At 35.4% G+C, this 25,544-nt stretch carries 28 protein-coding genes, 1 tRNA gene and 1 riboswitch; of the genes, 7 read left to right on the plus strand and 22 right to left on the minus strand.

The features are described from left to right. Nucleotides 1-6 precede the first annotated feature (6 nt). The 3 genes from cobT to V4D31_RS05895 are packed head-to-tail and all read right to left on the minus strand — an operon-like array spanning nt 7 to nt 3,667. Nucleotides 7-1,050, minus strand: a complete 1,044-nt coding sequence (gene cobT, locus V4D31_RS05885; protein WP_353685532.1) for a nicotinate-nucleotide--dimethylbenzimidazole phosphoribosyltransferase — start codon at nt 1,048-1,050, stop codon at nt 7-9. After that, complete coding sequence (locus tag V4D31_RS05890; RefSeq protein WP_353685533.1) at nt 1,044-1,703, minus strand: diphthine--ammonia ligase; 660 nt, start codon at nt 1,701-1,703, stop codon at nt 1,044-1,046. The genes cobT and V4D31_RS05890 overlap by 7 nt, the downstream gene beginning before the upstream one ends. Further along, on the minus strand, nt 1,691-3,667 hold the full coding sequence (locus V4D31_RS05895) for a TonB-dependent receptor (protein WP_353685534.1): 1,977 nt from the start codon (nt 3,665-3,667) through the stop codon (nt 1,691-1,693). Before V4D31_RS05895 ends, V4D31_RS05890 begins: the two co-directional genes overlap by 13 nt. 30 nt (nt 3,668-3,697) lie before the next feature. Continuing rightward, nucleotides 3,698-3,913: riboswitch (cobalamin riboswitch) on the minus strand. A gap of 37 nt (nt 3,914-3,950) precedes the next feature. Here V4D31_RS05895 and V4D31_RS05900 point away from each other — a divergent pair. Then, complete coding sequence (locus tag V4D31_RS05900; RefSeq protein ID WP_353685535.1) at nt 3,951-4,697, plus strand: NAD-dependent deacylase; 747 nt, start codon at nt 3,951-3,953, stop codon at nt 4,695-4,697. A 110-nt stretch (nt 4,698-4,807) separates the two neighbouring features. On the opposite strand, the gene V4D31_RS05905 is transcribed toward V4D31_RS05900, so the two are convergent. Further along, nucleotides 4,808-4,880: transfer RNA gene (locus V4D31_RS05905), tRNA-Lys, on the minus strand. Nucleotides 4,881-4,950: 70 nt separating this feature from the next. On the opposite strand from V4D31_RS05905, the gene V4D31_RS05910 reads away from it, so the two are divergent. Together V4D31_RS05910 and V4D31_RS05915 are read left to right on the plus strand one after the other, a co-directional pair. After that, nucleotides 4,951-5,415, plus strand: coding sequence for a methylated-DNA--[protein]-cysteine S-methyltransferase (locus V4D31_RS05910; protein ID WP_353685536.1), 465 nt, complete (start codon nt 4,951-4,953; stop codon nt 5,413-5,415). 17 nt (nt 5,416-5,432) lie between these two features. After that, on the plus strand, nt 5,433-6,170 hold the full coding sequence (locus V4D31_RS05915; protein ID WP_353685537.1) for a DUF815 domain-containing protein: 738 nt from the start codon (nt 5,433-5,435) through the stop codon (nt 6,168-6,170). Between the two features lie 42 nt (nt 6,171-6,212). Here the strand turns inward: V4D31_RS05915 and V4D31_RS05920 are convergent, their stop codons facing one another. The 4 genes from V4D31_RS05920 to ilvC are packed head-to-tail and all read right to left on the minus strand — an operon-like array spanning nt 6,213 to nt 10,153. Beyond that, nucleotides 6,213-7,727 (minus strand): 2-isopropylmalate synthase, encoded by a 1,515-nt coding sequence (locus V4D31_RS05920; protein WP_353685538.1) that lies wholly within the window; start codon nt 7,725-7,727, stop codon nt 6,213-6,215. After that, entirely contained in the window at nt 7,705-8,526 is an 822-nt protein-coding gene (gene pssA / locus V4D31_RS05925) for a CDP-diacylglycerol--serine O-phosphatidyltransferase (RefSeq protein WP_353685539.1), read from the minus strand. The genes V4D31_RS05920 and pssA overlap by 23 nt, the downstream gene beginning before the upstream one ends. Continuing rightward, nucleotides 8,526-9,143 (minus strand): phosphatidylserine decarboxylase family protein, encoded by a 618-nt coding sequence (locus tag V4D31_RS05930; RefSeq protein WP_353685540.1) that lies wholly within the window; start codon nt 9,141-9,143, stop codon nt 8,526-8,528. Before V4D31_RS05930 ends, pssA begins: the two co-directional genes overlap by 1 nt. Next, nucleotides 9,140-10,153 (minus strand): ketol-acid reductoisomerase, encoded by a 1,014-nt coding sequence (gene ilvC / locus V4D31_RS05935; RefSeq protein ID WP_353685541.1) that lies wholly within the window; start codon nt 10,151-10,153, stop codon nt 9,140-9,142. Before ilvC ends, V4D31_RS05930 begins: the two co-directional genes overlap by 4 nt. A gap of 212 nt (nt 10,154-10,365) precedes the next feature. On the opposite strand from ilvC, the gene hisC reads away from it, so the two are divergent. From hisC to V4D31_RS05955, 4 genes are read left to right on the plus strand one after another with little or no spacing between them, the layout of a single operon-like run. Continuing rightward, the gene (hisC, locus tag V4D31_RS05940; protein ID WP_353685542.1) at nt 10,366-11,427 is read left to right on the plus strand and encodes a histidinol-phosphate transaminase; all 1,062 of its coding nucleotides are present in this window, start codon (nt 10,366-10,368) and stop codon (nt 11,425-11,427) included. Then, nucleotides 11,424-12,002 carry an imidazoleglycerol-phosphate dehydratase HisB gene (gene hisB, locus V4D31_RS05945; protein WP_353687091.1) on the plus strand — a complete coding sequence of 193 codons (579 nt, stop codon included), beginning with the start codon at nt 11,424-11,426 and terminating at the stop codon, nt 12,000-12,002. Before hisC ends, hisB begins: the two co-directional genes overlap by 4 nt. After that, entirely contained in the window at nt 11,999-12,727 is a 729-nt protein-coding gene (thyX, locus tag V4D31_RS05950; RefSeq protein ID WP_353685543.1) for an FAD-dependent thymidylate synthase, read from the plus strand. The genes hisB and thyX overlap by 4 nt, the downstream gene beginning before the upstream one ends. 12 nt (nt 12,728-12,739) lie before the next feature. After that, a complete protein-coding gene (locus V4D31_RS05955) occupies nt 12,740-13,648 on the plus strand; it encodes a cysteine synthase family protein (protein WP_353685544.1) in 909 nt (302 codons plus the stop codon). Between the two features lies 1 nt (nt 13,649). Here the strand turns inward: V4D31_RS05955 and V4D31_RS05960 are convergent, their stop codons facing one another. From V4D31_RS05960 to hydF, 14 genes are all read right to left on the minus strand, one after another. Beyond that, nucleotides 13,650-14,048, minus strand: a complete 399-nt coding sequence (locus V4D31_RS05960) for a metal-dependent transcriptional regulator (RefSeq protein WP_353685545.1) — start codon at nt 14,046-14,048, stop codon at nt 13,650-13,652. A gap of 20 nt (nt 14,049-14,068) precedes the next feature. Then, nucleotides 14,069-14,725, minus strand: coding sequence for an HD-GYP domain-containing protein (locus tag V4D31_RS05965; protein WP_353685546.1), 657 nt, complete (start codon nt 14,723-14,725; stop codon nt 14,069-14,071). A gap of 58 nt (nt 14,726-14,783) precedes the next feature. Further along, nucleotides 14,784-15,170, minus strand: a complete 387-nt coding sequence (locus V4D31_RS05970) for a NifB/NifX family molybdenum-iron cluster-binding protein (RefSeq protein WP_353685547.1) — start codon at nt 15,168-15,170, stop codon at nt 14,784-14,786. Between the two features lie 18 nt (nt 15,171-15,188). Further along, nucleotides 15,189-15,497 carry a DUF2325 domain-containing protein gene (locus V4D31_RS05975; RefSeq protein ID WP_353685548.1) on the minus strand — a complete coding sequence of 103 codons (309 nt, stop codon included), beginning with the start codon at nt 15,495-15,497 and terminating at the stop codon, nt 15,189-15,191. Nucleotides 15,498-15,733: 236 nt separating this feature from the next. Beyond that, the gene (gene feoB / locus V4D31_RS05980) at nt 15,734-17,881 is read right to left on the minus strand and encodes a ferrous iron transport protein B (protein ID WP_353685549.1); all 2,148 of its coding nucleotides are present in this window, start codon (nt 17,879-17,881) and stop codon (nt 15,734-15,736) included. Beyond that, entirely contained in the window at nt 17,878-18,105 is a 228-nt protein-coding gene (locus V4D31_RS05985; protein ID WP_353685550.1) for a ferrous iron transport protein A, read from the minus strand. Before V4D31_RS05985 ends, feoB begins: the two co-directional genes overlap by 4 nt. After that, entirely contained in the window at nt 18,102-18,329 is a 228-nt protein-coding gene (locus V4D31_RS05990; RefSeq protein ID WP_353685551.1) for a FeoA family protein, read from the minus strand. The genes V4D31_RS05985 and V4D31_RS05990 overlap by 4 nt, the downstream gene beginning before the upstream one ends. A 72-nt stretch (nt 18,330-18,401) precedes the next feature. Continuing rightward, complete coding sequence (locus tag V4D31_RS05995; protein ID WP_353685552.1) at nt 18,402-19,169, minus strand: diguanylate cyclase; 768 nt, start codon at nt 19,167-19,169, stop codon at nt 18,402-18,404. A 13-nt stretch (nt 19,170-19,182) separates the two neighbouring features. Further along, the gene (locus V4D31_RS06000; RefSeq protein WP_353685553.1) at nt 19,183-20,316 is read right to left on the minus strand and encodes a carbohydrate porin; all 1,134 of its coding nucleotides are present in this window, start codon (nt 20,314-20,316) and stop codon (nt 19,183-19,185) included. Nucleotides 20,317-20,691: 375 nt separating this feature from the next. Then, complete coding sequence (locus tag V4D31_RS06005; RefSeq protein ID WP_353685554.1) at nt 20,692-21,711, minus strand: chordopoxvirus fusion protein; 1,020 nt, start codon at nt 21,709-21,711, stop codon at nt 20,692-20,694. A 92-nt stretch (nt 21,712-21,803) separates the two neighbouring features. Next, nucleotides 21,804-22,307 carry a 5-(carboxyamino)imidazole ribonucleotide mutase gene (gene purE, locus V4D31_RS06010; RefSeq protein ID WP_353685555.1) on the minus strand — a complete coding sequence of 168 codons (504 nt, stop codon included), beginning with the start codon at nt 22,305-22,307 and terminating at the stop codon, nt 21,804-21,806. Then, nucleotides 22,307-23,158 (minus strand): zinc metalloprotease HtpX, encoded by an 852-nt coding sequence (gene htpX / locus V4D31_RS06015; protein ID WP_353685556.1) that lies wholly within the window; start codon nt 23,156-23,158, stop codon nt 22,307-22,309. The genes purE and htpX overlap by 1 nt, the downstream gene beginning before the upstream one ends. A 76-nt stretch (nt 23,159-23,234) precedes the next feature. Beyond that, nucleotides 23,235-24,188: a [FeFe] hydrogenase H-cluster radical SAM maturase HydE gene (gene hydE, locus V4D31_RS06020; RefSeq protein ID WP_353685557.1), complete on the minus strand. Its 954-nt coding sequence runs from the start codon at nt 24,186-24,188 to the stop codon at nt 23,235-23,237. Then, on the minus strand, nt 24,185-25,462 hold the full coding sequence (gene hydF / locus V4D31_RS06025) for a [FeFe] hydrogenase H-cluster maturation GTPase HydF (RefSeq protein WP_353685558.1): 1,278 nt from the start codon (nt 25,460-25,462) through the stop codon (nt 24,185-24,187). Before hydF ends, hydE begins: the two co-directional genes overlap by 4 nt. Nucleotides 25,463-25,544: the final 82 nt, after the last annotated feature.

Here is a 25,544-nt window from a genome sequence, read left to right on the forward strand (position 1 = left end):
AAAAATCTATTTAACACTTTTACTTACGCCTGCTTCATCAAAAGTTGCCATTTCTTTGTAAATCTTTAGTCCTGCTTCTATAATTGTCATAACAATTGCTGCACCAGTTCCTTCTCCAAGCCTTAGATTCAAATCAAGCAAGGGTTTTAATCCCATAAATTCAAGGGCTATTTTATGTCCTCTTTCAACAGAATTGTGAGAAGCAAAAATATAATCTCTCACAACAGGATTTATACAGTAAGCAATCAAAGCTCCTGCAGTTGAAATGAATCCGTCAATAACAACAGGAATTTTTAAGGAAGCACAACCTAAGACAACTCCTGCAATTGCTCCTATCTCAGGTCCTCCAACCTTTGCAAGAACATCAACAGGATCTGAAGGATTTGGTTTATTTATCTTAATTGCTCTTTTAATTACTTCAATCTTTCTTTTAAAGGTTTCTTCATCTATACCTGTTCCTTTTCCTGTAACTTCCTCTACTTGAGAATGTGTAAGAACACTCACTACTGCAGAGGAAGGAGTTGTATTACCAATCCCCATCTCTCCTGCGGCAAAGAGATTGTAACCTTTTTGGTGATATTCTTTTACTAATTCAATGCCGATTTCTATACACTTTATTGCATCAGAACCGCTAAGTGCAGGAGCTTTTGTAATATTCCCAGCTCCTTTTACAACTTTTTTTGATATCAATCCTTTACACTCACCAAAATCATAATCAACACCAATATCAACAACTACAACATCTGCTCCTGCATGTCTTGCCAAAACATTTATTCCTGCTCCACCTCTAAGCATATTAAAAACCATCTGTGCAGTAACTTCCTTTGGATAGGCAGAAACACCTTCTTCTGTCACTCCGTGATCAGAGGCAAAGACAAGCACAGCCTTTTTCTTTATTTCAGGCATTGGATCTTCATAAATCCCAACAAGTCTTGCTGCAATCTCTTCAAGCCTTCCAAGACTTCCCTGCGGTTTTGTAAGACTGTTGAGCCTTTTCCATGCAATATCAATAAAATCTTTTTTTACCGGTTCAATCTTAAAATTTAGCATTTCCATATCTCCAGAAACAGATTTTTATCTTTTTGTATCCATTTACCTGTACAAACCCTGATAGGAAATTTAAAAATTGGTCCATCATAAACAAAAGTGTGGTACTCTCCTTTTTCACCACAGAGGTCAATATTTCCAAGGACTTTTAAATCTTTAATGAAATCAAAATCAACTTCTCTGCCAAGCCATTCACTGCCAAGAAAAAAAGAATTTATTGAGCAAACTATGGCTTTAAAACCAGAATTTATAAACTCTCCAAGAAGTATCTCTTTTTCTTCATTCCATAAAGGCAAAATCGCTTTTATTCCTGTCTCCACGCATATTTTTTCAACCCAGTCTTTGTGCTCCTGAATATCAATATCTCCAAATACGCCTGCGTGAACACCTTCTTTTTTTAACCAGAGGAGAGTTTTTTTAAATTCCTCTTCATAACTTTCCCATGTAGTTTTCTTCTGAATAATTGGAACTCCTATTGCTTCTGCCTGTATTTTGAGAAGCTCTGAACTTATTCCATGGGAACGCGAATAATTTCCGTCTTCTGAAAGCATATTAATAAGACAAATAATATGAATCCCCTTCATTCTTGCTCTATAAAAGGCTAATGAACTGTCTTTGCCTCCAGACCATGAAACAAAAGCTTTTAAAAGAGCCATTTAACTCCACCAATGATTGTTCTTCTTGGCATAGGATAGTACTGAACATATTCATATGCTCTATCAAATAGATTTTCCACAGACAGTGTTATCTCAAGATTTTTAATTGGTCTGTATGAGCCTTTAAGATTTACTACAGTAAAATCAGCTTTATCTACAACTTTTCTATAGTTTTTAGATAAAGGATTCCAGTCTATAACCTTTTCATCTCCAATATAATTTGCGATCAATTTTAAATCCCACTTTTCCTTTCCTGCTCTTATCCCAAATGAAGCAGTGCATTTTGGTGTATACGTAAGATTTTTTCCATATTCTTTTATCTCAACTTCATCTTTACTTGAGTATCTTGTATGATATGTAAAATTGATAAATGGCTCCAAAGAGAAATTTAAGCCTGCTAATGCTCCAATATCATAGGAAAGATTTCCTTCTATGCCCTGAATTGTAGCTCCTTCAACATTTTTAAATGTTTGGGCATTGAGAGTGTTATCATAGTAACTAAGAATTTTGTCTTTAAATTCTGAATGAAAAAAAGTAAGCTCAGCATTGAAAAAATCTTTTGTATAGGCAAATCCTACATCATAGGATTTACTTTTTTCTGGTTTTAAATCTGGATTACCCAAATAATGTATCCCCCATGAAATATAATCAACTGCAAGCTCATCAGGTGCAGGAGCTCTGAATGCAGTGCCAGCATTGGCTTTTATTGATAAACTATCTGTAATTTTGTATAAAATACCCCCTCTTACTGTTAGATGATCAAGATTTTCTTTTCTTGGTTTTAAGCTTAAAATACCTTCTGTTGGAAGTATTTCGTTTTCAAAGTAGTCATAACGGATTCCTACGTTTAGTAAAAGTTTTTTCTTGAACAGACTTAATCTTCCTTCAGTAAATACTCCGCAACTGTCATACTTTGAGTTTGGATTGTAGGGAGCACCGGTATTTCTTGAATTTTTAACTTCTATTCTATCCCACTGTCCGCCGATTATAATTCTGTGGTCATCTATTGAAAACATCTTCTGAATGGTTGCACCCTGAGTGGTTGTCTTTTTTAAAGTAACTTCATTTGGTATCTCCCATGTACCTGCTATAGAGCCTTCATGATATTCATTCCTGTCCTTTGTAAAATAATATCCAGCTTTAAATGTTGACGTTTTATACTCTAAATCAAATCTATTTCTTTCAATGTTGTTGTAATCATCAGGATCTGGTTCGTATATTGGACCAGGAGAGCCAATCTTCCATCCTCTCCAATGCTGAAATCCTAAGGAAATATGGTGTTTATCAAAAAAGCTGTATCCTAAGCGCGCTGATAAAGATTCATCATTGTAACCTGTATTTTCTATTTTTCCATAATTTTTTGCAGAATAATCATCCACTTCAGCACGGCTGGCTGAAATATAAAAATCAAAATTATTTTTTTTGCCATACAATTCAGCTTTTGTTTTCCAGAAATCCCATGAACCTGCTTGACCACCAATTGAACCATGTATACCTTCTTCTTTTCCATGTTTGGTTATTATGTTAATTACACCTCCCATTGCTGAAGAACCATAAAGCACTGATGCAGGTCCTTTAACTATTTCAATTCTATCTATATCATCAACAGGTATGGTTGCAAGATTTACTGTGCCAGCACGATTTCCATTTATAAGAACCAAAACCCTGCTTTTGAGGTCATCAAATAGATCAGTCCTGAATCCTCTTAATCCAATACTACTCGTTAATAAACCTGGATATTTTTGAACATGTCCAATTGCCGCTTCTGCAATCAAGTCACTCGCATTGTCTGCAGTAGAACTTTTAATATCTTCCTGAGTGATAACCTGAACAGAATAAGCAACATCCTTTTTTAGCTCTTCGAATTTTGTTGCTGTTACAACAATTTCTTCAAGTCTGGATTCCTCTGCTAAAACAGATTGACAGAAAAGAAATGAAATAAAAAAGATAAGAAGAAAAATCATTGCAAAACCCTCCCTCGAGGAATTGGAAGCTCAAATAGCCTCCAGCTGGACAGGTCTTCCGGCTCAGGGCTCAGTGCCTACTTGCCCGCCTTCCCAAACCCTTTTCACTACATTGTTTAAAGGGTTCAGTGGCATGAATGGGCTTTCGTTCCCAACACGGCTGCGGGGCAGCGGAGGATTCTCACCTCTCTTCCCTAAGTCCAACCAAAAAAGTATACAAGATTTATCTAAAACTGGTCAAATCTCTTGACATAACGCAATCTTTTTGATATTTTTTAAAAATATGAATTTAACCTATCAGGAAAAAATTAAAAAAGCTTCACAACTTATTAAAAACTCCAACTATACTGTGGCTTTCACTGGAGCAGGAATTTCTACAGAATCTGGAATACCTGATTTCCGTAGTCCTGGTGGATTGTGGCAGAGATTTAGAATTGTCACATATCAGGAATTTATTTATGACAGGCAAGCAAGAGAAGAATTCTGGAGAATGAAAAAAGAACTCATTCATCATCTCACAAATGCAAAACCAAATAATGCACATATTGCCCTTGCAGAGCTTGAAAAAAAGGGATTTATTAAACATGTTATAACACAAAACATTGATGGACTTCATCAAATGGCTGGCAGTAAAAGCGTTATTGAACTTCACGGTAATCAAAGAGGTGCAATCTGTCTTGACTGTGAAAAACTTTATAAAATGGATGAAATATTGAAAATGCTTGAGGAACAGCTTGATTTAAGATGTTACGACTGTGGTGGCATAATAAAGCCAACAGTTGTATTTTTCGGAGAACCAATGCCTGAAAAAGAACTCATTATGGCACAGCAGATCGCCAATCAATGTGACCTCATGCTCGTAATTGGAACATCTCTTCAGGTTGAACCCGCTGCTTCAATCCCGAGAATTGCCCATACAAGAGGTGCAAAGCTCATTTTCATAAATAAGGCAGAAACAGACTGGGATTGGATGGCAGAGATAGTATTTTACGGTAGTGCTAGTCAGGTTTTAAAAGATATAGCAATATAATTTTAAGATAAAATTAATCCAGACTTAAAGAAAAAAGTGCTTGAGGCTATATGTGATGAACATGTGTTGAATAATATGGAGAATAAAAATCAACAACTCTTTAAAATCAATGAGCCGTGCAGGATTCGAACCTGCGACCCGCTGATTAAGAGTCAGCTGCTCTACCAGCTGAGCTAACGGCCCACAAATTTAGAATACAAAAAAATAAGCTAAAAGGTCAACTTTAATTAGTTTATGCTATTATAATAAATTAATGTATTTTGCCTGCGTAAAAACTCCTGTTGGTTTTCTTGAAATTTTATTTGATAATTCATTAGCAGTAACGAAAATATCTTTAACAAATCTTGAAAAAACATGCATCCCAGGAATTGCCTTGAATTTTGTTGAACAACTGAATGCGTATTTTGTAGGAAAACTCTCAGAGTTTAATTATCCTGTAAACATCCAGAATGTATCTGAGTTTGATAGAGCAGTTCTTGATTTAACCCTTAAAATACCATATGCTCATACTGTTACATACAACTGGATTGCTAACAAACTTAATACATCACCAAGAGCTGTTGGACAGGCTTTAAAGCGAAATCCTTTACCGATTGTTATTCCCTGTCATAGAGTAATCAAATCTGACGGAACCACAGGAGGATATAGCCTTGGAATAGAGGCAAAACAGTGGCTCATAAAACATGAAAAGTCTGTGCTTCTAATAAAATCTTATTGAATGTTATAATAAAATTTATGTTTGACAAATATCAGGCATTCGCATGGAATGGAAAAGACAGACAGCTAAAGCCTGTTATAAGGATTCCAAAACAAAACATTAATGAACTTTACGGAATTGAAAAACAGAAACAGTTGATTATTGCAAACACGAAAGCTTTTATTGAAGGCAAAAGAGTAAATAATGTCCTTTTATGGGGTGAAAGAGGAACAGGTAAAACCACGCTAATAAAGAGTTTACTTAATTATTTTAAAGAAACGCCTTTAAAAATGATTCAGGTTCTAAAAAATGATATTATCACCATTTCCTATCTTTATGACATAATTTATGAAAATCCCAATTTCAGGTTTATTATATTCATAGATGACCTCTCTTTTAATGAAGATGACCAAGAATTTAGAGACTTAAAGATTATTATGGATGGCGGAATTGAAGAAATTCCTGAAAATTCTGTTATTTATGCCACTTCAAATAGAAGAAATCTCATGCCCGCTATATCCAACTCTGACAATGAGCTTTTTCCAGAGGATAATCTGCAGGAGCGGGCATCTTTAATTGAGAGATTCGGCTTGAGAATTGGATTTTACAGGTTTTCAGAGGAACAGTATCTTGAAATAGTAAGGTATTATGCAAGTAAAAATGGAATAAGTATGCTTCCTGACGAATTAATTAAAAAAGCCCGTGAATGGGCTTTAGTTCACGGCACAACTGGAAGATCAGCCTATCAATTCGTGTTAAGCCTTCAAATTCTTTAAGTTTACTGTTAAATCTTTTTCAGTTTCGCTCATAAAATTACTTTAGTTTTTGAGATTCTTTAATGCAAGCTTATTCAGTGCATTGATGTATGCTTTCGCAGAGGCGACAATTATGTCTGTATCAGAGCCATGTCCTCTTACAGTATGTCCACCTTCTTCAAGGATAACTGTTACTTCTCCCAAAGCATCTGTTCCACCTGTTATTGCCTTTATCTCAAATTTATTCAGTTCAGCCTTTGAACCTGTAAGTTCAGTAATAGCTTTGTAAACTGCATCAACAGGTCCATCACCTGAAATAGTGATTTCTTTTTCCTCTCCGTTTATTTTCATTCTTACTGTAGCTGATGGTTTTTTCTTTGTTCCGCTTGACACCTCAAGATCTATCAATTGATAGACCTCTGTTATTCTTAAAACTTCATCGGAAACCAGTGCCTCAATGTCCTCATTGAAAATATATTTTTTCTGATCAGCAAGTCTTTTAAATCTTTCAAAAGCACGGTTTATCTCCTCTTCTGTAAGGCTGAAGCCAAGTTCTTCAAGTCTTTTCTTGAAGGCATGTCTTCCAGAGTGTTTACCGAGCACTATTTTAGAGCTTGGAATTCCTATGTCTTCAGGTCTCATGATCTCATAGGTTGTTCTCTCTTTGAGAACTCCATCCTGATGAATTCCAGCTTCATGGGCAAAGGCATTTGCTCCAACAATTGCTTTATTGGGCTGAACAATCATTCCTGTAATTTTACTTACAAGCCTGCTTGTTCTGTAAATTTCCTGAGTAACAATTCCTGTATCAGCCTTAAAAAAGTCATTTCTTACTTTAAGTGCCATAACAATCTCCTCAAGAGCAGCATTTCCAGCTCTTTCACCAATTCCATTAATTGTGCATTCTACCTGCCCAGCACCTTTAAGTATCGCAGTAAGAGAATTTGCTACTGCAAGCCCGAGATCATTATGACAGTGAACACTTATTGTGGCTTTATCTATGTTGGGAACTTTATTCATAATATATTCAATAAGCTCTCCATATTCCTGCGGAATTGTGTATCCCACAGTATCAGGAATGTTTACAGTTGTAGCACCTGCTTTTATTACTTCTTCAGTAACCTTACAGAGATAATCCCAGTCTGAACGGGTTGCATCCTCAGCTGAAAACTCAACATCATCAGTATACTGCCTTGCTTTTTTAACAGCTTTCACTGCTGCTTCAATAACCTGATTTCTGTCCATTCGGAGTTTGTATTTTAAATGTATATCTGATGTGGCAATAAATGTATGAATTCTTTTTTGTTCTGCCGGTTTCAATGCCTCAGCTGCTCTTTCAATGTCTTCATCACGAGCTCTGCAAAGTCCGGCAATAACTACACCTTTTACTTCCTTTGAAATTCTGTTTACGGCTTCAAAATCTCCTGGTGATGCTATTGGAAATCCTGCCTCTATTATGTCAACGCCGAGTTTTCTAAGCTGTTTTGCCACCTGTATTTTTTCATCCACATTCATTGATGCACCAGGAGATTGCTCTCCATCTCTCAGTGTTGTGTCAAATATTTTTATCCTTCTCATCCTGCACCTCAGATTTTGACTCTTTCGGGCTTATGCCCTCATAAAAATGCAAAGCATTTTGTCTTCTTTTTTTGATTAAAATTATTATATTTTCAATTATACCTGAAACAACATAAAGGCTTGCAAGTATAAATATGGCAAGAGGTGGATGAATTGCGATAAAGAAAATCAAAAGGATAAAAAACAGGAGTATCCAGAAAGGTTTTTTCTCCTTAAAGTCAACCTCTTTGAGCCCATGAAATTTAAGATTGCTGACCATCATAAAAGACAAAATAAATGTAAGCACAGGAAAAAATAAATTTCTCTGCGGAGTAAAGTTTAATATTTCCTGACAGAAAATAACAGTAGCAGCAAGCATTGTAGCAGCACCTGGTATTGGTAGACCTTTAAATGATTTAATACCTCCAACTTGAATGTTAAATCTTGCAAGCCTTAAAGCTCCACAGGCAGCAAATAAGAAAGCTATTGCAAATCCCACTCTTCCAAAGTCAAAAAGTGACCATTTGTATATAAGAATTGCAGGAGCTACTCCAAAGGCAACAAGGTCTGAAAGAGAATCAAGCTCAACACCGAATCGTGTAGTTGTTCTTGTAAGTCTTGCCACCCATCCATCAAGTCCGTCAAAAATATTTGCAAGAATTATTGCCCATGCAGAATGAATAAACTTTCCATTTATTGCTGTTATTATTGCATAAAAGCCAAAAAACATACCACAAAGTGTAAGTGCATTTGGAAGAATGTAAACGCCTTTTCTGGGTTTTTTATTCGGATCTCTTATTTTCTTTTTGGCTTTTATCATTACTGTAATAATGCAATTATTGTCTGTCCAGCTTTAACTTTATCTCCCACTTTTACTTGAATTTTAAAAGAAGATGGAAGACACACATCAACTCTGGAACTGAACTTTATCATCCCGAATCTTTCTCCTTTTTTCAGCCTTTCTCCTTCTTTTACCCAGCATACTGCTCTTCGTGCTATAAAACCCGCAACCTGCCTTACAATTATATCTCCATGAGAAGTCTCAAGTTTTATTTTTATATTTTCATTTTCTCTGTAAGCCTTCTCTTTAAAAGCTGAAAAAAATTTCCCGGGCGTATAAATTATTTCCTTTACAACGCCGTCAAAGGGTACTCTGTTAACATGAACATCAAGGGGTGACATGAATATGCTGAGTTCCAAATAATCATGGCCGCATAGGTTACTGTTGTGTCTTATCTCTATTACCTTTCCATCTGCGGGAGAAACAACAGCGTTAGGGTCTGCTGGTGGAATTCTTTCAGGATCACGGAAAAAATAAAGAAAAAATACACACACAACAAGACATGCAATTGCCAGAGGTTCTAACCATAAAAAGTAAAAAAAGGAGCTTAAAAATAACCCACCCAGAACGTAGGGTATTACTTCTTTTCTGATCATGCCTTTGATTTATCCACAAGCCTTGAAGTTTTAAGCCATGGCATCATTGCTCTTAATTTTTCTCCCACCTTTTCAATCGGATGTTCTTCACCCCTCTTAGTAAGAGCATTAAAAGTGGGTTTGCCTACTTTGCATTCAAGTATCCATTCCTTTGCAAAAGTGCCATTTTGAATTTCTTCAAGGATTTTTTTCATTTCAGCTTTTACAGATTCATTGATAATCCGTGGTCCACGGGTTAAGTCTCCATACTGGGCAGTATTACTTATTGAATAACGCATTGTTGATATACCACCTTCATAAATTAAGTCTGCAATGAGTTTTACTTCATGGAGACATTCAAAATAGGCAAGCTCAGGAGGATATCCGGCTTCAACCAGTGTTTCATAGGCTGCAGTTATAAGAGCAGTCAAACCGCCGCATAGAACAACCTGTTCACCAAATAGGTCAGTTTCTGTCTCATCTTTAAATGTTGTTTCAATAATTCCTGCTCTTCCACCACCAATACCCACTGCATATGCAAGGGCAACATCTTTCGTTATGCCTGATGGATCCTGATATACTGCCATAAGACATGGAACTCCCATCCCTTTTAAATATTCACTTCTTACAAGATGTCCTGGTCCTTTTGGAGCAACCATAAAAACATTTATATCCTCTGGAGGAACTATCTGCCCAAAGTGAATGTTAAATCCATGAGCAAAGGCAAGAAAAGCACCTTTTTTCATGTTTGGCTGTATTTCTGTTTTGTAAAGCTCTGGCTGGAGTTCATCAGGCGTAAGAATCATTATTATATCTGCTATCTTTGAGGCTTCAGAAACCGTCATAACAGTTAGCCCAGCATTTTCGGCTTTTTGCCAGCTTTTGCCTTTTCTCAGTCCAACAATGACATCAAATCCACTGTCACGAAGATTATTTGCATGAGCGTGTCCTTGACTGCCGTATCCTATTATTGCAATTTTTTTACCTTTAAGAACATCTGTGTTTACATCAACATCATAATAAATCTTCATTATCCCACCTCCATTAGAGATTTAACAATTATAACACATGCATTATCCTGTTAGCTAATTGCAGGGTAAAATTGCCGATCAGAAACTCACTTTCGCTTCCTCAGAGATTTTTTGACAGCTAAAGTGGCTAAACACAGTAATTTCCTAATGGCAATTTTAATTGTCTTTTAGTTAGTTGACAATATTTGAATGACCAATTATGATAAAAATCTATGGACAAATTGAATCTGGAATCTCTTCTAAGAAAAAATATTCAGAAACTGAAGCCATATCAGGCAAAGGAAATTCCGTGTAAAATTAAGCTTGATGCCAATGAATCGCCTTTCCCTGTTAAATTGTCCGATTTTATTTCAGAAATTAATATTCATCTAAACAGATATCCTGATCCAGAAGCCATTTTGCTAAGAAAAGCTCTTGCCAGAAAAGTAAAACTCAGCCATGAAAACATAATGCCTGGAAATGGTTCTGATGAATTAATTTATTATCTTATTCTTACTTTTGGAGGGCCTGTTCTTTATCCAGCACCTACCTTTGCAATGTATGGAATAATAGCTCAATCAGTTGGAGTTGAAACAGTTGAATGCAGTCTTGATAATAATTTTGATATAAATGATGAAGAATTTTTGAAACTAATTAAATTAAAAAAACCGCGTTTAATTTTTCTCAGCTCTCCAAACAATCCCACAGGCAATACCTTTTCAACTGATAAAATTTTAAAAATCATAGAATTTGCTCAAAAAAATTCATCAATCGTAGTGATTGACGAAGCATATCAACCCTTTTCAAGTAAAAAAGGATTTTTACCGTTTTTGAAGGATTATGATAATCTCTTAATTTTAAGAACACTGAGCAAAATCGGATTTGCTGGATTGAGACTGGGATATCTTATAGGAGAAAAAAATTTCTTTTATGAAATAAACAAGGTAAGACTTCCCTATAATGTGGACTCCATTACCCAGTATGTGGCAACAGAGGCTCTTAACAGGTTTTATCCGCAGATAAAAAAATTCATCTGTCAGATTATAAAAGAAAGACAGAGGCTTTACAGGGAACTGTTAAGGATTCAAAAGATAAAAGTTTATCCATCGGAGGCAAATTTTATATTATTACAAATTGAAAATAGCAAAAGTATTTACAGGAAGCTTATAAAGGCTGGAATTCTTGTAAGAGACCTCTCTTCAGTCATAAATAATGCCTTGAGAATAACAATTGGAACAAGCGAAGAAAATGAGGAATTTTTAAAAACAATAAAGAAAATATTAGGAGAAACCTGATGAGAAAAGCCTCACTAAATAGAAAAACAAAGGAAACAGATATTAAAATGGAATTCAACTTAGATGGAAATGGACTGGCTAATATAAGTACTTCCATTGGATTTTTAGACCACATGTTTGAACTTTTTGCTTTTCATGGAAACTTTGATTTAACTATTGAGGCAAAAGGTGACATACATGTAGATTATCACCATTTAATTGAGGACATAGGAATTGTCTTAGGTAGATGCATTGATAAAGCGCTGGCTGACAGGAAAGGTATAAAAAGATACGGTTTTTCATCAATTCCAATGGATGAAGCACTGACTCAAGTATCATTAGATCTTGGTGGTAGATCTTTTCTTGTTTACAATGTTCCATTTGAAGGATATATAAGGGATATTGACATTGGACTTTTTGAAGAGTTCTTCAGAGCAGTTGTCAATAACGCAAAAATAACTTTACATGTGAATGTCCTTTATGGAAAAGATCTTCATCATGTTATTGAATCCATTTTTAAAGCCTTTGCAAAAGCAATACACGAAGCGAGCAGAGTGATGGGAGAAATTTTGCCATCAACAAAAGGCACGCTATGAAAGAAGCCTCTCTTAAAGTATCAATTCTTAGTCATACACCAGACCCTGAAGAGGTAGTTGCTCTTTCTGCAAGACTCTGTTACAGCCCGGTAGGGATTGATGAATTAAAAAAAAAGTTAACAGAAGATGAAAAAGAAAGATTAATTAATCTTTTAAGAGAAAATGGACATCTCAGTCCTTTTGAACATGTCAGTTTCAGTTTTGCTGTTGAAGGAATCTCAAGGGCATGTTCTCATCAACTTGTAAGACATAGAATTGCCTCTTACAGTCAACAATCGCAGAGATATGTAAGTGAAGAAAAAGGCTTTGATTTTATAATTCCACATACAATAAATGAAAATGAAGAAATAAGAAAAATTTTTCTTGAAGCAATGCAAAAAGCTCATGAATACTACTGCAGAATTCTTCAGGCGCTGGAAAAACAGGGATTAAAAGGAGAACTGGCACGACAGGATGCAAGATTTGTCCTTCCAAATGCTGCTGAAACTAAAATAGTTATTACAATGAATGCAAGAGAATTACTTCATTTTTTCAGAGTTCGATGCTGTAATCGTGCTCAATGGGAGATAAGAGAACTTGCAACAGAGATGTTAAAACTTGTAAAAAAAATTGCTCCAAGAATTTTTAAAGACGCAGGACCTGCTTGTGTTAGAGGACATTGCCCAGAAGGGAATTTCAGCTGTGGAAAAATAAAAGAAGTAAGGAAAAAGTTTAAAAATTTGTGATATAATGATTTCATGAGTGTTTTAGATATTATAGGAAATACACCACTTATAAGGCTTGATAGAATTAATCCAAATCCGAAAGTAAAGCTTTACGGAAAATTTGAAGGAGCAAATCCTGGTGGTTCTGTTAAAGACAGGACTGCTTTTTATATGATAAAAGAAGCTGAAGAAAAAGGCTTACTTACAAAGGATAAAATAATACTTGAACCAACTTCAGGCAATACAGGTATAGGGCTTGCGATGATTGCTGCAGCTAAAGGATACAGGATAAAACTTGTAATGCCTGCCTGTGTAAGTGTGGAGCGTAGAAGAATTCTTGAGGCACTCGGTGCAGAATTAATTCTCTCTTGTGCTGAGGAAAGTACTGATGGAGCAATAAGGCTTGCATATCAGATATATGAAGAAGCACCTGAGCTTTATTTTATGCCAAATCAGTTTGACAATGAAGCCAACATAAGAGCTCACTATGAAACAACTGGGAAAGAAATTATAGAGCAAACAAAGGGTGAAGTTACCCATTTTGTAGCAGGGATGGGAACAACAGGAACAGTTATGGGCGTAAGTAAACGCCTAAAAGAGTTTAATAGCAATATTCAAATCATCGGAGTTGAACCTGTCAGAGGACATAGAATTCAAGGATTGAAAAATATGTCTGAAGCCATTGTGCCTAAAATTTTTGATCCTTCAAGGCTTGATGAAAAAATTTATGTAAATGATGAAGAAGCCTTTGATACAACAAGAAAATTAGCCATAAGAGAAGGAGTATTTGTTGGGATGTCATCTGGTGCTGCAATGTATGTGGCATTAAAAAAAGCCAGTGAACTTCGTAGTGGAGTTATTGTTGTAATTTTGCCTGACAGAGGAGACAGATATCTTTCAACATCACTTTTTGCATCAATCTGCAGCAAATGCCCACCGTAATTTAAGAGCTGCCTTTGAAATTTTTCGTAAACTCAATAATTTTCTTTATTGTTTCCTCTGATAAATCATGTTCCATCTTATGAGCATCTCTCTGGGCTGTCTCTGGAGTTACTTTAAGAATTTCAGTTAAAAATTTATAAAGGATTCTTTTTTTGCTTTCAATTTCTTTTGCTATTTTAAGTCCTTTTTCAGTCAATGTGATATATTCATATTTCTGATAGTTTATTAGCCCTTTCTCAGCAAGGCTTTTTGCAGCAATAACTGCACTTGACAGTTTTACATTTCTTTTTTTTGCAATATCCTTTATCCTCGCAATAGGAGCAATTTTCAAGATTTCAAAAATGTCATATAAATAATCTTCAAGATTTTCAGTTAGTTCTAATTTTATTTTAGCATTCATATAACTATTATAGCATAAAATTAAATCAAACCAATCCATGTTTTTACCTTACCTTCAACTTCAATTAAAGCATTAACCACATCAGGGTCAAATAAAATTCCGCTGTTTTTTGTTATTTCTTCCATGGCTTCATCCCACGAGAAAGCCTTTCTGTAAGGTCTTTCCTGCAAAAGAGCACTTAATACATCAGCTACTGCTATAATTCTTGCACCTAAAGGAATATCTTTTTCCCTCAGTCCCTTAGGATATCCACTTCCATTCCATCTTTCATGATGATAAAGAACCATCTCACATATTCCACTCTTTATACAAAAATTCACTCTTGATAAAATTTTAGCTCCATATTCAGGATGCCTTTTTATAATTTCAAATTCTTCGGAAGTTAGTTTATCAGGTTTTAACAAAATACTTTCAGGAATAAATATTTTCCCTATATCATGCAAATGCCCAGCTACATGAATAATATCTGCTGCATAACCAGGAAACCCCAAAGTTAATGCTAACATGCAACTAATAACTGCTACTTGTTCAGAATGTTTGAACGTAAATTTGTCCTTAGAATCAATAGCACTTCCTAAAGCCTCACTAAATTCATGGATATTAATAAAGTTTCTTTGAGATGCGATAGAACATAGTTTCTGAATCTCGAAAACTTGCTCTTTAGTGAGTTTCTTCATTTTTATCACCATTTTTTTTCTTATAGAATTGGGGAGGATAAACCTCCCCAATAAAAATTTAGCAACCACCTTCTTTGCCTAAATGAGCTGGCTCTGTCGAAGCTTTAAGAGGCATTTGCAAATTTCCTTTTTCAATAGACTCAATAACCTGTTGAACAGAAAGTTTTACTCCAGGATGAAGTTTAACACCATGGCTTGTCAATGTTTCAAAAGGTTTTGGACCTATTAATACTGTAATTACATGTTTTACTCCTTTCCCAATAAGAAATTCTGCAGCCGTTATTCCTCTTGAAGATTCTAATTTAGCTCCAGGATTCTCTGCAGCTTCCCATTTTTTTGTAGCTGGATCATAAATAATAAAATAAGGAGTTACTCCGAAATGAACCAATACCTCTGATTCCAAAGTGCTACCTCCTGCTAGGATTGCTACTTTTCCTTCTAACATAATTACTCCTCCTTTGAGTTAGGTTGTTTTATCCGCCAAAGGCGGAAATTGCTGTTTTTGTAAAGATTCAATACATTTTCTCAGAGAACTTATTCCACAACTGTGGCACATCAAGCAGGGACATTGCATGTTCATTTTTTTTAGTATTGCTTTGAGTTCATGGGAGACCTTGTTCGTAAAAACAATTACTCCATCTACTTTTCCCATCTTTTTTTCTAAATTCTTTTCAAGTTTTGTAAAAACTTTCAGCGTTACATTCATTTTTTTTGCTTCTTCAAAATAATGTCTTTCAAGCCTGTCCATTCCTCCAATAAGTGCTATGCACATATGAACCTCCTATAGATATTTAAAATTGAATTAGATTAATCTAATTATAAATTAAATTACTAATTTTGTCAAGTAGGACTAAAAAATTAAAATTAGTATTAGAAATTTAGTTTCTTAAGCGAATTTAGAGATTCTTTGGTCAAATTTTTCTATCGGCAATTTAAAAAATTTTTTAAATAAAAAAAGGGCTTCCAATTTTTGGAAGCCCTTTGCAAGCTCCTTAATAAAATTAAAACTTATTCTAATCCCAATAATCTTCCGCCTTGATAAACAACAAAAGCAGTTATCCACGGCAAAATTAAATAGATAATTAATACCCACCCCAATGTTTTCCATCCAAATTCAGCTCTCAGAGTAAAGGCAAAAGTAAGGCATGGTAAATAAAGTAAAACAAAAACTAAAAAAGCGTAAGCACTTAATGGAGTAAATACTGTTTGAAGCTTATTTTGAAGCTCTTCTGGTTGTTCTTCTGTTTCCCAGGCTGATATTCCAAATCTTGAAAAAACATTATAAAAAGCCTCTCCCACAGCAGAAACAAATCCAGCAAAAATATTTTTTATTTCTTCACTGAAAGCAGGTTGTTCTTTTTCCTCTTTTTTCTCTGGAACATAAATCTCTGCCATTGTAGTTACAACCACTTCTTTCGCTATCACACCTGTTATTAAAGCAGAAGTAGCCTGCCAATTACCAAATCCAAGAGGTTCAAAAACAGGGCTTACTGTTTGCCCAATTTTTCCAAGATATGAATTTTCTTTTTCAACTCCATATGGTGTATTTAATAAAAACCAAAATACAATAGAGGAAGCAAAAATAAATGTTCCAGCTTTAATCAGAAAATGTTTAAGTTTCTGCCATGTATGAATTCTTAAATCTCTTAATGTTGGAATTCTGTATGGAGGAAGCTCCATAATAAATGGAGGAGTAGGTCCTTTAAAGAGAGTATTTTTAAGGATAAAACCAACTACAATCCCCATAATTATTCCTAATATGTAAAGAGACCAAAGCACTGTAGCTCCGTTAGCAGTGAAAAAAGCACCTATAAAAAGCACATATACTGGAAGCCTTGCACCACATGAGATAGGTGGACATATCATTGCAGTAAGCTTTCTATCTCTTTCTGTTTCAAGAACTCTTGTTGCATAAATAGATGGAACATTGCATCCAAATCCTAAAACCAAAGGAATGAAAGATTTTCCATGTAGCCCTATAAAATGCATAAGTCTATCCATTACAAAAGCAGCTCTTGCCATATATCCGCTTCCTTCAAGTAAAGTCATAAGAAACATAATAATTCCAATAAGAGGAACAAAAACTAAAACAGCTCCAACTCCTGTAATAATTCCATCAGTAACAAGAGAAACAAGCCATTCTGGAGAATTTAAGGCATTAAGCCCCACCGTTGCCCAACGTTTAATTGGTCCTGATATTAATCCATCAATCCAGTCGCTAAAAGGCTGTGAAAAATCAAAGGCAAGTTTAAAGGCAAGCCACATTATAGCGAGAAATATTGGAATCCCAAGATATCTATTCAAAACGATTTTGTCTATCTTTTGTGTTAAGTCAATTCTTGCCACATCTTTTTTTCTCAGAACTTCTTGTGTTATACCGTGAGCTATTCCATATCTTATTTCAGCAAGCATTGATTCAATATCTTCCTCTTGGGCTTTAAGAATATGTGATTTCGCTTTCTTAAGAAACTCTTCCTCTCCTGTAAAACCTGTTTCCTTGAGGACCCTTTCATCTTCCTCAAGAAGCTTTAAACAAAGCCATCTTATCGGATAAATCTCAATTAATTCCTTACGAGATTGCCTTATTCCATTTTCAATTATCTTTAATGCATTTTCCACATCTGCTCCATAATTAAGTATTCTGGGTCTAAATTTATCTGGAGAGTCAGCAATTTCTTTTATAGCTTGAAGTAATTCCTTTATTCCTTCTTTTCTTGTAGCAACAGTTGGAACTACTTTTATACCAAGTAGTTGCTCCATTGCATTTGTATTTATCTCGTACCCCTTTTTCTTTGCCTCATCATAGATGTTTAACGCAACAACCACAGGAATTCCAAGTTCAAGAAGTTGAATTGCAAGATAAAGGTTTCTTTCAAGATTTGTTGAATCAACAACATCAATTATGATGTCAGGTTTTTCTTTTACAATAAAATCCCTTGCAATAATTTCTTCCTGGGTATAAGGACTAAGACTGTATGTTCCAGGAAGGTCAACGAGATCAATAGTTAAATCATCAACTTTAAATGTAGCTGTCTTTTTCTCAACTGTTACTCCAGGCCAGTTACCTACATAAAGATTTGTGCCTGCTATTGCATTTATAAGAGTTGACTTTCCTGAGTTTGGATTTCCTGCTACAGCAACTTTAATTGTCTTCATTGCATCACCTCCACTTCTATTTTTTCTGCCTCAGATTTTCTCAATGAAAGATGATAATTTTTCACTACAATATCAATAGGATCACCAAGAGGAGCAACCTTTTCTACAATTATAGGTTCTCCATCTAAAACTCCCATATCCATAAGCCTTCTTTTGATTATTCCCTTTGTTTTTATTGACAAAATTTTTGCCTTTTGTCCAACTTTAAGTTCGCTAAGTTTCATTGTATCCTCCTTATCAAAATTTTCATTGCCATTCCTCTACCAATAGCAACTCTTGATTCATCAATTTTTAAAAGTATCGGGCCACGTTCTTGATTGCTTAATACCTCAACTACCTTACCAGGGAAAATTCCTATATCTCTAAGACGACAAAAGAGGGCTCTGCCAGCTTTAATAAAATCTACAATTTCAACTTTCTCTCCTTCTTGAACCAATGCAAGCGGCATCACTATAAAAACCTCCTTTTTTAAAAAATTTTAAATCACCATAGATTGCATGATTTTTTATGTAGCTTCATGTCACATTTTCCAGAAAAAAGTGCATACTCGATTTTTACCTCTGCTCTTTGCTGCATAAAGAGCTTTATCAACTTTTTCAATCAATTCATTCATCGGAACATATGGAGGAACTCCATCAACTCCTGCGCTTATTTTTATCACTTTTCCATGCGGTGGTATATCAAGGCATTGAGCACATTCTCTCAATCTCTCAGTAACTACATAAGATGATTCTACATTCAGTCCTTTCATCAATATGAGAAACTCTTCACCACCCCATCTAAAAACTATATCTGTTCTTCTCACATTTTTCCTGAGCATACTGCCAAGTTCACTTAAAACTCTGTCTCCAAAAGCATGTCCGTAAAGATCATTAATTTTTTTAAAATCATCAATATCTATAAGGATAATTGACAGAGGTATTTTAATATTTGTAACTTTCTCATACTCTGCAGGTAAAATCAGGGAAGCTGCATTTTTATTTAAACAACCTGTAAGAGAATCATAAAAAGCCTGTTCTTTGTAAAAGTTATACCATGACCTTATAGGTCTTACTCTAATAAATTCTGCTATCTCTGCATCAAAAGCTAAATAAGAATCGGCAACTTTTAATACAACTTTTTTATTCAACAAAGGATCAAAAGAAATTAATTCAATTAAAACTCCTTCTCTTACTCCCATATCTCTCAGTTTTTTAGCTAATGGAATATTTCTATCTATATACACAATCTCAGCAGTTTCACCAATGTATAACTCTTTTAGGGATAAAAAATTTTTCCCTGAAATCATTTTAAAATTCTCCTTAAAAGTTAATGTTAAATCTTACTCCATATATATGTCCTGCTTTTGTGCCTTCTTGACGGGTTTTGTCCTGTATGTATTGATAATCAAGGGTTATGTCAGAGCTTAAAAACTTATAAGCAAACAACTTAAACTTTACATAGGATTCAAATACTTGACTACGACTCAAATCCAGATTCTTTGATGGACTCTTTAAATATGCATAACCAACTCCCACTTCATCATCCTTTCTCCCCCACACTGATCCATTAAGATTTAATCCAAATGAAATCATTCTGTTGTAATCCACTGCTGCAGAGTCATCCTGCCATCCTGCACGGAGGAAAGCTCCAAGTGTGTCTTTTATTAGTTGTTGGTCAAAGGATACTCCAATCCCTCTTAATGCCTTATATGCATCTGCATCCCAGTTTTCAAACTTCTTGTTTGTTGTATAGGCATAAAGCCTGTAGTTTCCCTCACCAAGTGAGCTTTCAACTTTGTATCCAATCTGTGCACCTATCCAGTTATAGTTTTTTACATCCATATTTTCATTTTCATTTTTTGAACGCATTCCTACTAATCTTAAATGAAATCCACCTGCTTCAAATTCTGCTGCTACACCAGCATCATAGCTTGGTAAATTAGCTAAAGGATTATGAACCAGAGCTTCATTCATAAATTGATGTAATTCATCTGCTGCATAGGCATTGTCATCAATAAAAGCTGTTGAATCAATTATTCCTGCTGTTAGCTTAATGGACATATCTTTCTGAATTGGAAACTTATGAGAATACCACAACTCCTGTAAGTGATCCCTTGAATGACCATTAATATTTTGAAGATCAACAAATAAATCATCAGCATTGGGATTGAGCGTAAAAGGATAATCTCCTTGTCTATGAAATCCGCTTCCTTTTGCAAAGCTTGCCCTTACAAAAAATTCATCGTTTTCAGTTGGTTTAAGGGATACATTAAAATCAATAACTGCAGAGCCACGATCCTTGTTTTCAACATTACCTTGAGCTTTGTTGAGCCATTGATAAACTGTTGTTGCTGAACCTGAAATTGATAGCCACTCTGTAATGTCAGCTGCATAGGAATTTAAAGAAATAAATAAAACAAATAAAAACGCAAAAAAACAACTTAAACTTTTCATAATGCTTCCTCCTTTTTTTGTTTTAAAATTAGCTTCATCTAAATTTCTACGACTTCTATTCATTTTTTAAACTCCTTTAAATTGTTATGATTATATAAAATATATTTTAGTATTTTAATTTTATAAAAATAATAAAAAATTGTCAAGATTTTTTAAATAGAGGAATATAAGGCAAGATTATCCATGTTTTGACCTTACCTTCAACTTCAATTAAAGCTATGTGATTTAAATACCCAGCTACATTAATAAAATCAGGAAATAAGCAGGAAATCTCAAAGCTAATGCTAACATATCCTATTCATTTGGAAAAAATCACTGTTTCGGCTGGATCAGTACTTGTAATAAGGATAGAACATCAAAATTCGTAAATAAGAATTAGGCAAATTGATAGCTCAGGTAAACTTTAGCTATGCCTTTCTGCTGGGCATATTTAAATACTTGAGGATTGACAACCTGATGAGTCACCATTAGGAGTATTTTTTCTTGAGCGTGAACTTTCTCTATTTTGCTTAATTTTTTTAAAAAAGCATCAATATCAGCCTTCTTTAGCTGTGTTTTTGCCTCGCCAACTATTATCAGTTCTTTGCCGTTCTTTCTTCCTTTACCAAATATATTCACTTCTTCATATCTGCCATCGGGAAGTTCAATGAAGTCTCTTATTAGCCTTCCTTCAACATCTATTCCAAAGTCTTCCATAAGAAGTTTTGGCAAATGTTTGTAAGCTTCATTTTCAAGAATGTAACCTACTGTATTTGATAAACCTCCAAGATGTTCTCTTGTTTTTTTATGTTCTTCTGTAAGCTTCCTCAGAGATTCTTCTGTGCGTTTTTGTGCCTCAGCAAGTTCTTCCACTCTTTGTTCTGTGCGTTTTTGTGCTTCTGAGAGTTCCTGGATAGCTTTATCAAGGCGAGATACTTCTTTCTGCATTTCTTTCTGTGCCTCTGCAAGTTCAGCAACAGTTTGTTCAAGACGTGTAAGTCTCTCCTCTGCATGCTTCTGTGCCTCTGCAAGTTCAGCAACAGTTTGTTCAAGACGTGTAAGTCTCTCCTCTGCATGCTTCTGTGCCTCTGCAAGTTCAGCAACAGTTTGTTCAAGACGTGTAAGTCTCTCCTCTGCATGCTTCTGTGCCTCAGCAAGTTCAGCAACAGTCTGTTCAAGACGTGTGAGTCTCTCCTCTGCATGCTTCTGTGCCTCTGCAAGTTCCTTTACATTTTTTGATAGTTCTTTTACGTTTTCTGAAAGTTCTTCTACAGCCCTCTTTAAAGCAAGAAAATCTTCTTTTTTAACAACATCACCGATTGTTTGTTCGATAAGTCTCAAAATTTTTAAAAAAGCAGTTCTAACTGCGGGATCAAGTTTTTCAAGCTCTTCTATTAATTCAATACCAAAAATCATACTATAAATATAGCACTTTTTATATAAAAAAATAAAACAATCAAAAACTCACACTGATGGATGACTCTGGAATGACTAATTTATCCTGATGATCACTTTGCCTGATTTTTTATTTCTCTCTTAATCTTATCAGCTTTCTCAAGAACCTTACTGTACATCTCCATTCTTTTCTGTTTGAGCTTATCTTTCATTTCAGGATATTTCAAGGATAGAATCTCGCACGCAAGGTAAGCTGCGTTTTCAGCTCCATTAATTCCAACTGTTGCAACAGGAACTCCTGGCGGCATCTGAACAGTTGAAAGCAAAGCATCAAAGCCATTTAAAGCACCTGAGGCTATAGGAACACCTATAACTGGAAGGGTTGTATGTGCTGCTATAAATCCTGCAAGATGAGCTGCCATTCCAGCAGCAGCTATTATTACCTCAATCCCTTTTTCTTGTGCTTGTTCTGCATATTTTTTAGCTCTATCAGGTGTTCTGTGGGCTGAGCAAACATCAATCTCAAAAGATACCTCCATATCAGATAAAACTTTCGCTGCTTTTTTCATTACATCAAAATCACTGTCACTACCCATTAAAATTAGAACTTTTGCCATTAATATAACCCCTTTGCCATTGCTTCAAGACGAGCAATTCTCTCTTCAATTGGTGGATGTGTGCTGAAAAGTTTCATCAGGCTACGACCAGAAAGAGGATTTACGATGAACATATGAGCTGTTCCAGGATTTGCATCCATTGGTATTGCCTGGCTTGCATAATGAAGCTTCCTCAAAGCATTGGCAAGATAAAGAGGATTACCAGTGAGCCTTGCACCACCAGCATCAGCTTCATACTCACGAGCTCTGCTTATCGCAAGCTGAATAATCATTGCAACAAGAGGTGCTATTATCAACATTAACAGTGTAACAATTGGATGACTGCCACCTTCCTCATCGTCAGAGGCTCTCCCAAAAATCATTGCCCATTGAGCCATTTGAGCAAGATAAGAAATTGCTCCAGCAATTGTAGCAGCAATCGTGCTTATAAGAATGTCCCTATGTTTTATATGAGAAAGTTCATGCCCAATTACTCCTTCAAGCTCCTCACGGGATAGTATCCTCATGATTCCTGTTGTCACTGCAACAACCCCATGCTTTGGAGATCTTCCTGTTGCAAAAGCATTTGGCTGCTCAGAATCAATTATATAAACCTTAGGCATTGGAAGTCCTGCTCTTTGTGACAGTCTTCTTACAATACTGTAAAGTTCTGGAGCTTCTGCTTCTGTGACCTCTTTTGCTCCATACATGGCAAGAACCACCTTGTGGCTAAAAAAGTAAGCAAAGAAGTTCATTCCAAAAGCCATAATCAAGGCAATTGTAGCTCCATGTTTGCCTCCAATGACTGAACCAACAAAGATGAAAAATACTGTAAGAAAAACCATTAAAACCATAGTCTTCAATGTATTCATATTTTACACCTCCATTGTCCTAATTTTTGAGGATTTAATTTAAAATTAGCATAAAAAATCGTGGAAAGTCAAAAGCTCAATAAGTTGTTGCCACAGTCATTCCGATGTTTTTAAAGAAATTTTTCCAGAACTCGTAGGAACCTCTTGATTGTCCTTTGCCAGGATAAATTTCATAAAAGGTTCTATATTTTTCAGGAGTTATATCAGGCATAACAACATTTGCCCCTACTTGAAAAGCTTTTTCTCCTAAATCAAAAGAAATTGTTCTCAAAGCTGTTGTTGCAGGAATGTTTGCAAGGGGAAGCAAAATTCTCATAATTGCCAGAACTTTCAGAGTTATCAAAGGATTGCCCATTGGTGCGTTTTTTAAAGGAGTTTCAGGATGTGGAATAAATGGTCCGATTCCAAGCATATCAAGCTCAAGCTCTTTCATAAGAAAAATATCATCTGTTAGAGATTGAATTGTCTGTCCCGGCAATCCCACAATTACTCCAGAGCCTGTTTCATATCCAAGCTCTTTAAGCCATTTAATGCATTGGATTCTTTTCTGAAGGTTTGTATCAGGCTTTAATGCTTTAAAAAGCTTAGCATCCGATGTTTCAAACTTAAGAAGATATCTATCAGCACCAGCTTCTCTGAGCATTGCATAGTCTTTATAGCTTAACTCTCCAACAGAAAGAGTTACAGCTACATCAAACTTTTTAATTTCTTTTACAACTTCACTGATTTTTTTAGCATTCCATTGAGGGTCTTCTCCAGACTGTAAAACCACTGTTTTAAAACCTGCATTTGCTGCCTGGTGAGCTGTTTCAATTATTTCTTTACTGCTCATTCTATATCTTGGCAATTTTTTATTGTCCCTTCTTATCCCGCAAAAAAGACAATTGCATTTGCAGTAGTTTGAAAACTCAATAATTGCTCTCAGGTGAACTGTATTTCCGTGAAATTTTTTTCTTACCTCATCTGCAATTTTTGCTACTTCTTCAAAAGGAGTCTCTGTAAGAAGCTTTAATATCTCTTGTTTATTCACCTTCTACCTCTTATTTTCTTTAAACTCTCTATCTCTTCTTTCATGTCATCCATTGTTTCACTTATGATTGATTGTAAGTGAGGAAAAGGAGAAAGGGCTCTGTGAAGAACTCCATGAATGTGAGCCATTATTACCCCATAATTGACAATTGGAACTCCTGCTACCTTTGCTTGCATGATTCTGCTTAACATCTCTTTACGATTGAGCATACAGGCACCACAGTGAACAATTAATTTGTATTGATTAAGAGGCTCTGGAAGAGGTCCTCCTCCTGCCTTTACATCTATATCAAGATCACCACCAACCTGAGCCCTTAGCCATCTTGGAATTTTAACCCTTCCAATGTCATCTTCAACAGGATGATGGGTGCATGCTTCAGAGATTAAAACTTTATCGCCTGGTTTAAGATTTTTAACTGCTTTAACTCCCTCAACAAGTGTTTGAAGGTCTCCTTTGTAACGGGCAAACAGAATTGAAAAAGAAGTAAGTCTTATATCAGAGGGAGTATCTGCTGCAGCCTTATTGTAAACTGAAGCATCGGTTACTACAAGCGAGGGCTTTTTATTGAGATAATTAAAAGCATGGATGAGTTCTCTCTCTTTAACAACCATAGCCATTGCTTCGCTGTCAATAATGTCTCTTATCACAATTTGTTGAGGTAAAATCAGTCTTCCTTTTGGAGCTGCCTTATCAACAGGGATTACGCAAATTACCACATCTCCAGGATTAATAAGGTCTCCAACAACCGTGGGAAGTATCCATTCCTTTGGAGCATGGTTGATAATTGCTTGTTTTAATTCATCTATGCCCTTACGGGTTAAAGCACTTACAAAAACCACTGGCTGCAAATTAAGTGGTTTGAATTGTTCCAGAAGTTCAGATGGTTGATAAAGATCTACTTTGTTGATTACATAAATAACAGGAGTTTGAGTTTTTTGAGCCTTTTGCACAACTTCCTTTTCAAACTCTCCATATCCTGCTTGAGGATCAATTACAAGAAGAACAAGGTCTGTTTTTTCAAACACTTCATAGGATTTTTTCTTTCTAAGTTGTCCAAGTTCACCAACATCATCAATTCCTGCTGTGTCAATAAGAACAACAGGACCTAAAGGAAGTATCTCCATTGCCTTAAAAACAGGATCAGTTGTGGTTCCAGGAACATCTGAAACAATGGCAAGGTCTTGACCTGTAAGCGCATTTATTAAAGAAGACTTCCCTGCATTTCTTCTTCCAAATAAAGCTATGTGAAGTCTTTGACTTTTTGGTACTGTCATGGTTTTGCCTCCTTCATTTCTTCTTTACAGACTGCTTCAGGACATTGAATCCCTCACAGTGACAGATGAAATGGCTTATTTG

It is taken from the genome of Thermodesulfovibrio sp. 3462-1 (assembly GCF_040451425.1).
Lineage (GTDB): Bacteria > Nitrospirota > Thermodesulfovibrionia > Thermodesulfovibrionales > Thermodesulfovibrionaceae > Thermodesulfovibrio > Thermodesulfovibrio obliviosus.

Coding starts and splice junctions, on each gene's coding strand:
- cobT (WP_353685532.1), bottom strand. CDS start 1,050: ATGCTAAATTTTAAGATTGAACCGGTAAAAAAAGATTTTATTGATATT.
- V4D31_RS05890 (WP_353685533.1), bottom strand. CDS start 1,703: ATGGCTCTTTTAAAAGCTTTTGTTTCATGGTCTGGAGGCAAAGACAGT.
- V4D31_RS05895 (WP_353685534.1), bottom strand. CDS start 3,667: ATGATTTTTCTTCTTATCTTTTTTATTTCATTTCTTTTCTGTCAATCT.
- V4D31_RS05900 (WP_353685535.1), top strand. CDS start 3,951: ATGAATTTAACCTATCAGGAAAAAATTAAAAAAGCTTCACAACTTATT.
- V4D31_RS05910 (WP_353685536.1), top strand. CDS start 4,951: ATGTATTTTGCCTGCGTAAAAACTCCTGTTGGTTTTCTTGAAATTTTA.
- V4D31_RS05915 (WP_353685537.1), top strand. CDS start 5,433: ATGTTTGACAAATATCAGGCATTCGCATGGAATGGAAAAGACAGACAG.
- V4D31_RS05920 (WP_353685538.1), bottom strand. CDS start 7,727: ATGAGAAGGATAAAAATATTTGACACAACACTGAGAGATGGAGAGCAA.
- pssA (WP_353685539.1), bottom strand. CDS start 8,526: ATGATAAAAGCCAAAAAGAAAATAAGAGATCCGAATAAAAAACCCAGA.
- V4D31_RS05930 (WP_353685540.1), bottom strand. CDS start 9,143: ATGATCAGAAAAGAAGTAATACCCTACGTTCTGGGTGGGTTATTTTTA.
- ilvC (WP_353685541.1), bottom strand. CDS start 10,153: ATGAAGATTTATTATGATGTTGATGTAAACACAGATGTTCTTAAAGGT.
- hisC (WP_353685542.1), top strand. CDS start 10,366: ATGGACAAATTGAATCTGGAATCTCTTCTAAGAAAAAATATTCAGAAA.
- thyX (WP_353685543.1), top strand. CDS start 11,999: ATGAAAGAAGCCTCTCTTAAAGTATCAATTCTTAGTCATACACCAGAC.
- V4D31_RS05955 (WP_353685544.1), top strand. CDS start 12,740: ATGAGTGTTTTAGATATTATAGGAAATACACCACTTATAAGGCTTGAT.
- V4D31_RS05960 (WP_353685545.1), bottom strand. CDS start 14,048: ATGAATGCTAAAATAAAATTAGAACTAACTGAAAATCTTGAAGATTAT.
- V4D31_RS05965 (WP_353685546.1), bottom strand. CDS start 14,725: ATGAAGAAACTCACTAAAGAGCAAGTTTTCGAGATTCAGAAACTATGT.
- V4D31_RS05970 (WP_353685547.1), bottom strand. CDS start 15,170: ATGTTAGAAGGAAAAGTAGCAATCCTAGCAGGAGGTAGCACTTTGGAA.
- V4D31_RS05975 (WP_353685548.1), bottom strand. CDS start 15,497: ATGTGCATAGCACTTATTGGAGGAATGGACAGGCTTGAAAGACATTAT.
- feoB (WP_353685549.1), bottom strand. CDS start 17,881: ATGAAGACAATTAAAGTTGCTGTAGCAGGAAATCCAAACTCAGGAAAG.
- V4D31_RS05985 (WP_353685550.1), bottom strand. CDS start 18,105: ATGAAACTTAGCGAACTTAAAGTTGGACAAAAGGCAAAAATTTTGTCA.
- V4D31_RS05990 (WP_353685551.1), bottom strand. CDS start 18,329: ATGCCGCTTGCATTGGTTCAAGAAGGAGAGAAAGTTGAAATTGTAGAT.
- V4D31_RS05995 (WP_353685552.1), bottom strand. CDS start 19,169: ATGATTTCAGGGAAAAATTTTTTATCCCTAAAAGAGTTATACATTGGT.
- V4D31_RS06000 (WP_353685553.1), bottom strand. CDS start 20,316: ATGAAAAGTTTAAGTTGTTTTTTTGCGTTTTTATTTGTTTTATTTATT.
- V4D31_RS06005 (WP_353685554.1), bottom strand. CDS start 21,711: ATGATTTTTGGTATTGAATTAATAGAAGAGCTTGAAAAACTTGATCCC.
- purE (WP_353685555.1), bottom strand. CDS start 22,307: ATGGCAAAAGTTCTAATTTTAATGGGTAGTGACAGTGATTTTGATGTA.
- htpX (WP_353685556.1), bottom strand. CDS start 23,158: ATGAATACATTGAAGACTATGGTTTTAATGGTTTTTCTTACAGTATTT.
- hydF (WP_353685558.1), bottom strand. CDS start 25,462: ATGACAGTACCAAAAAGTCAAAGACTTCACATAGCTTTATTTGGAAGA.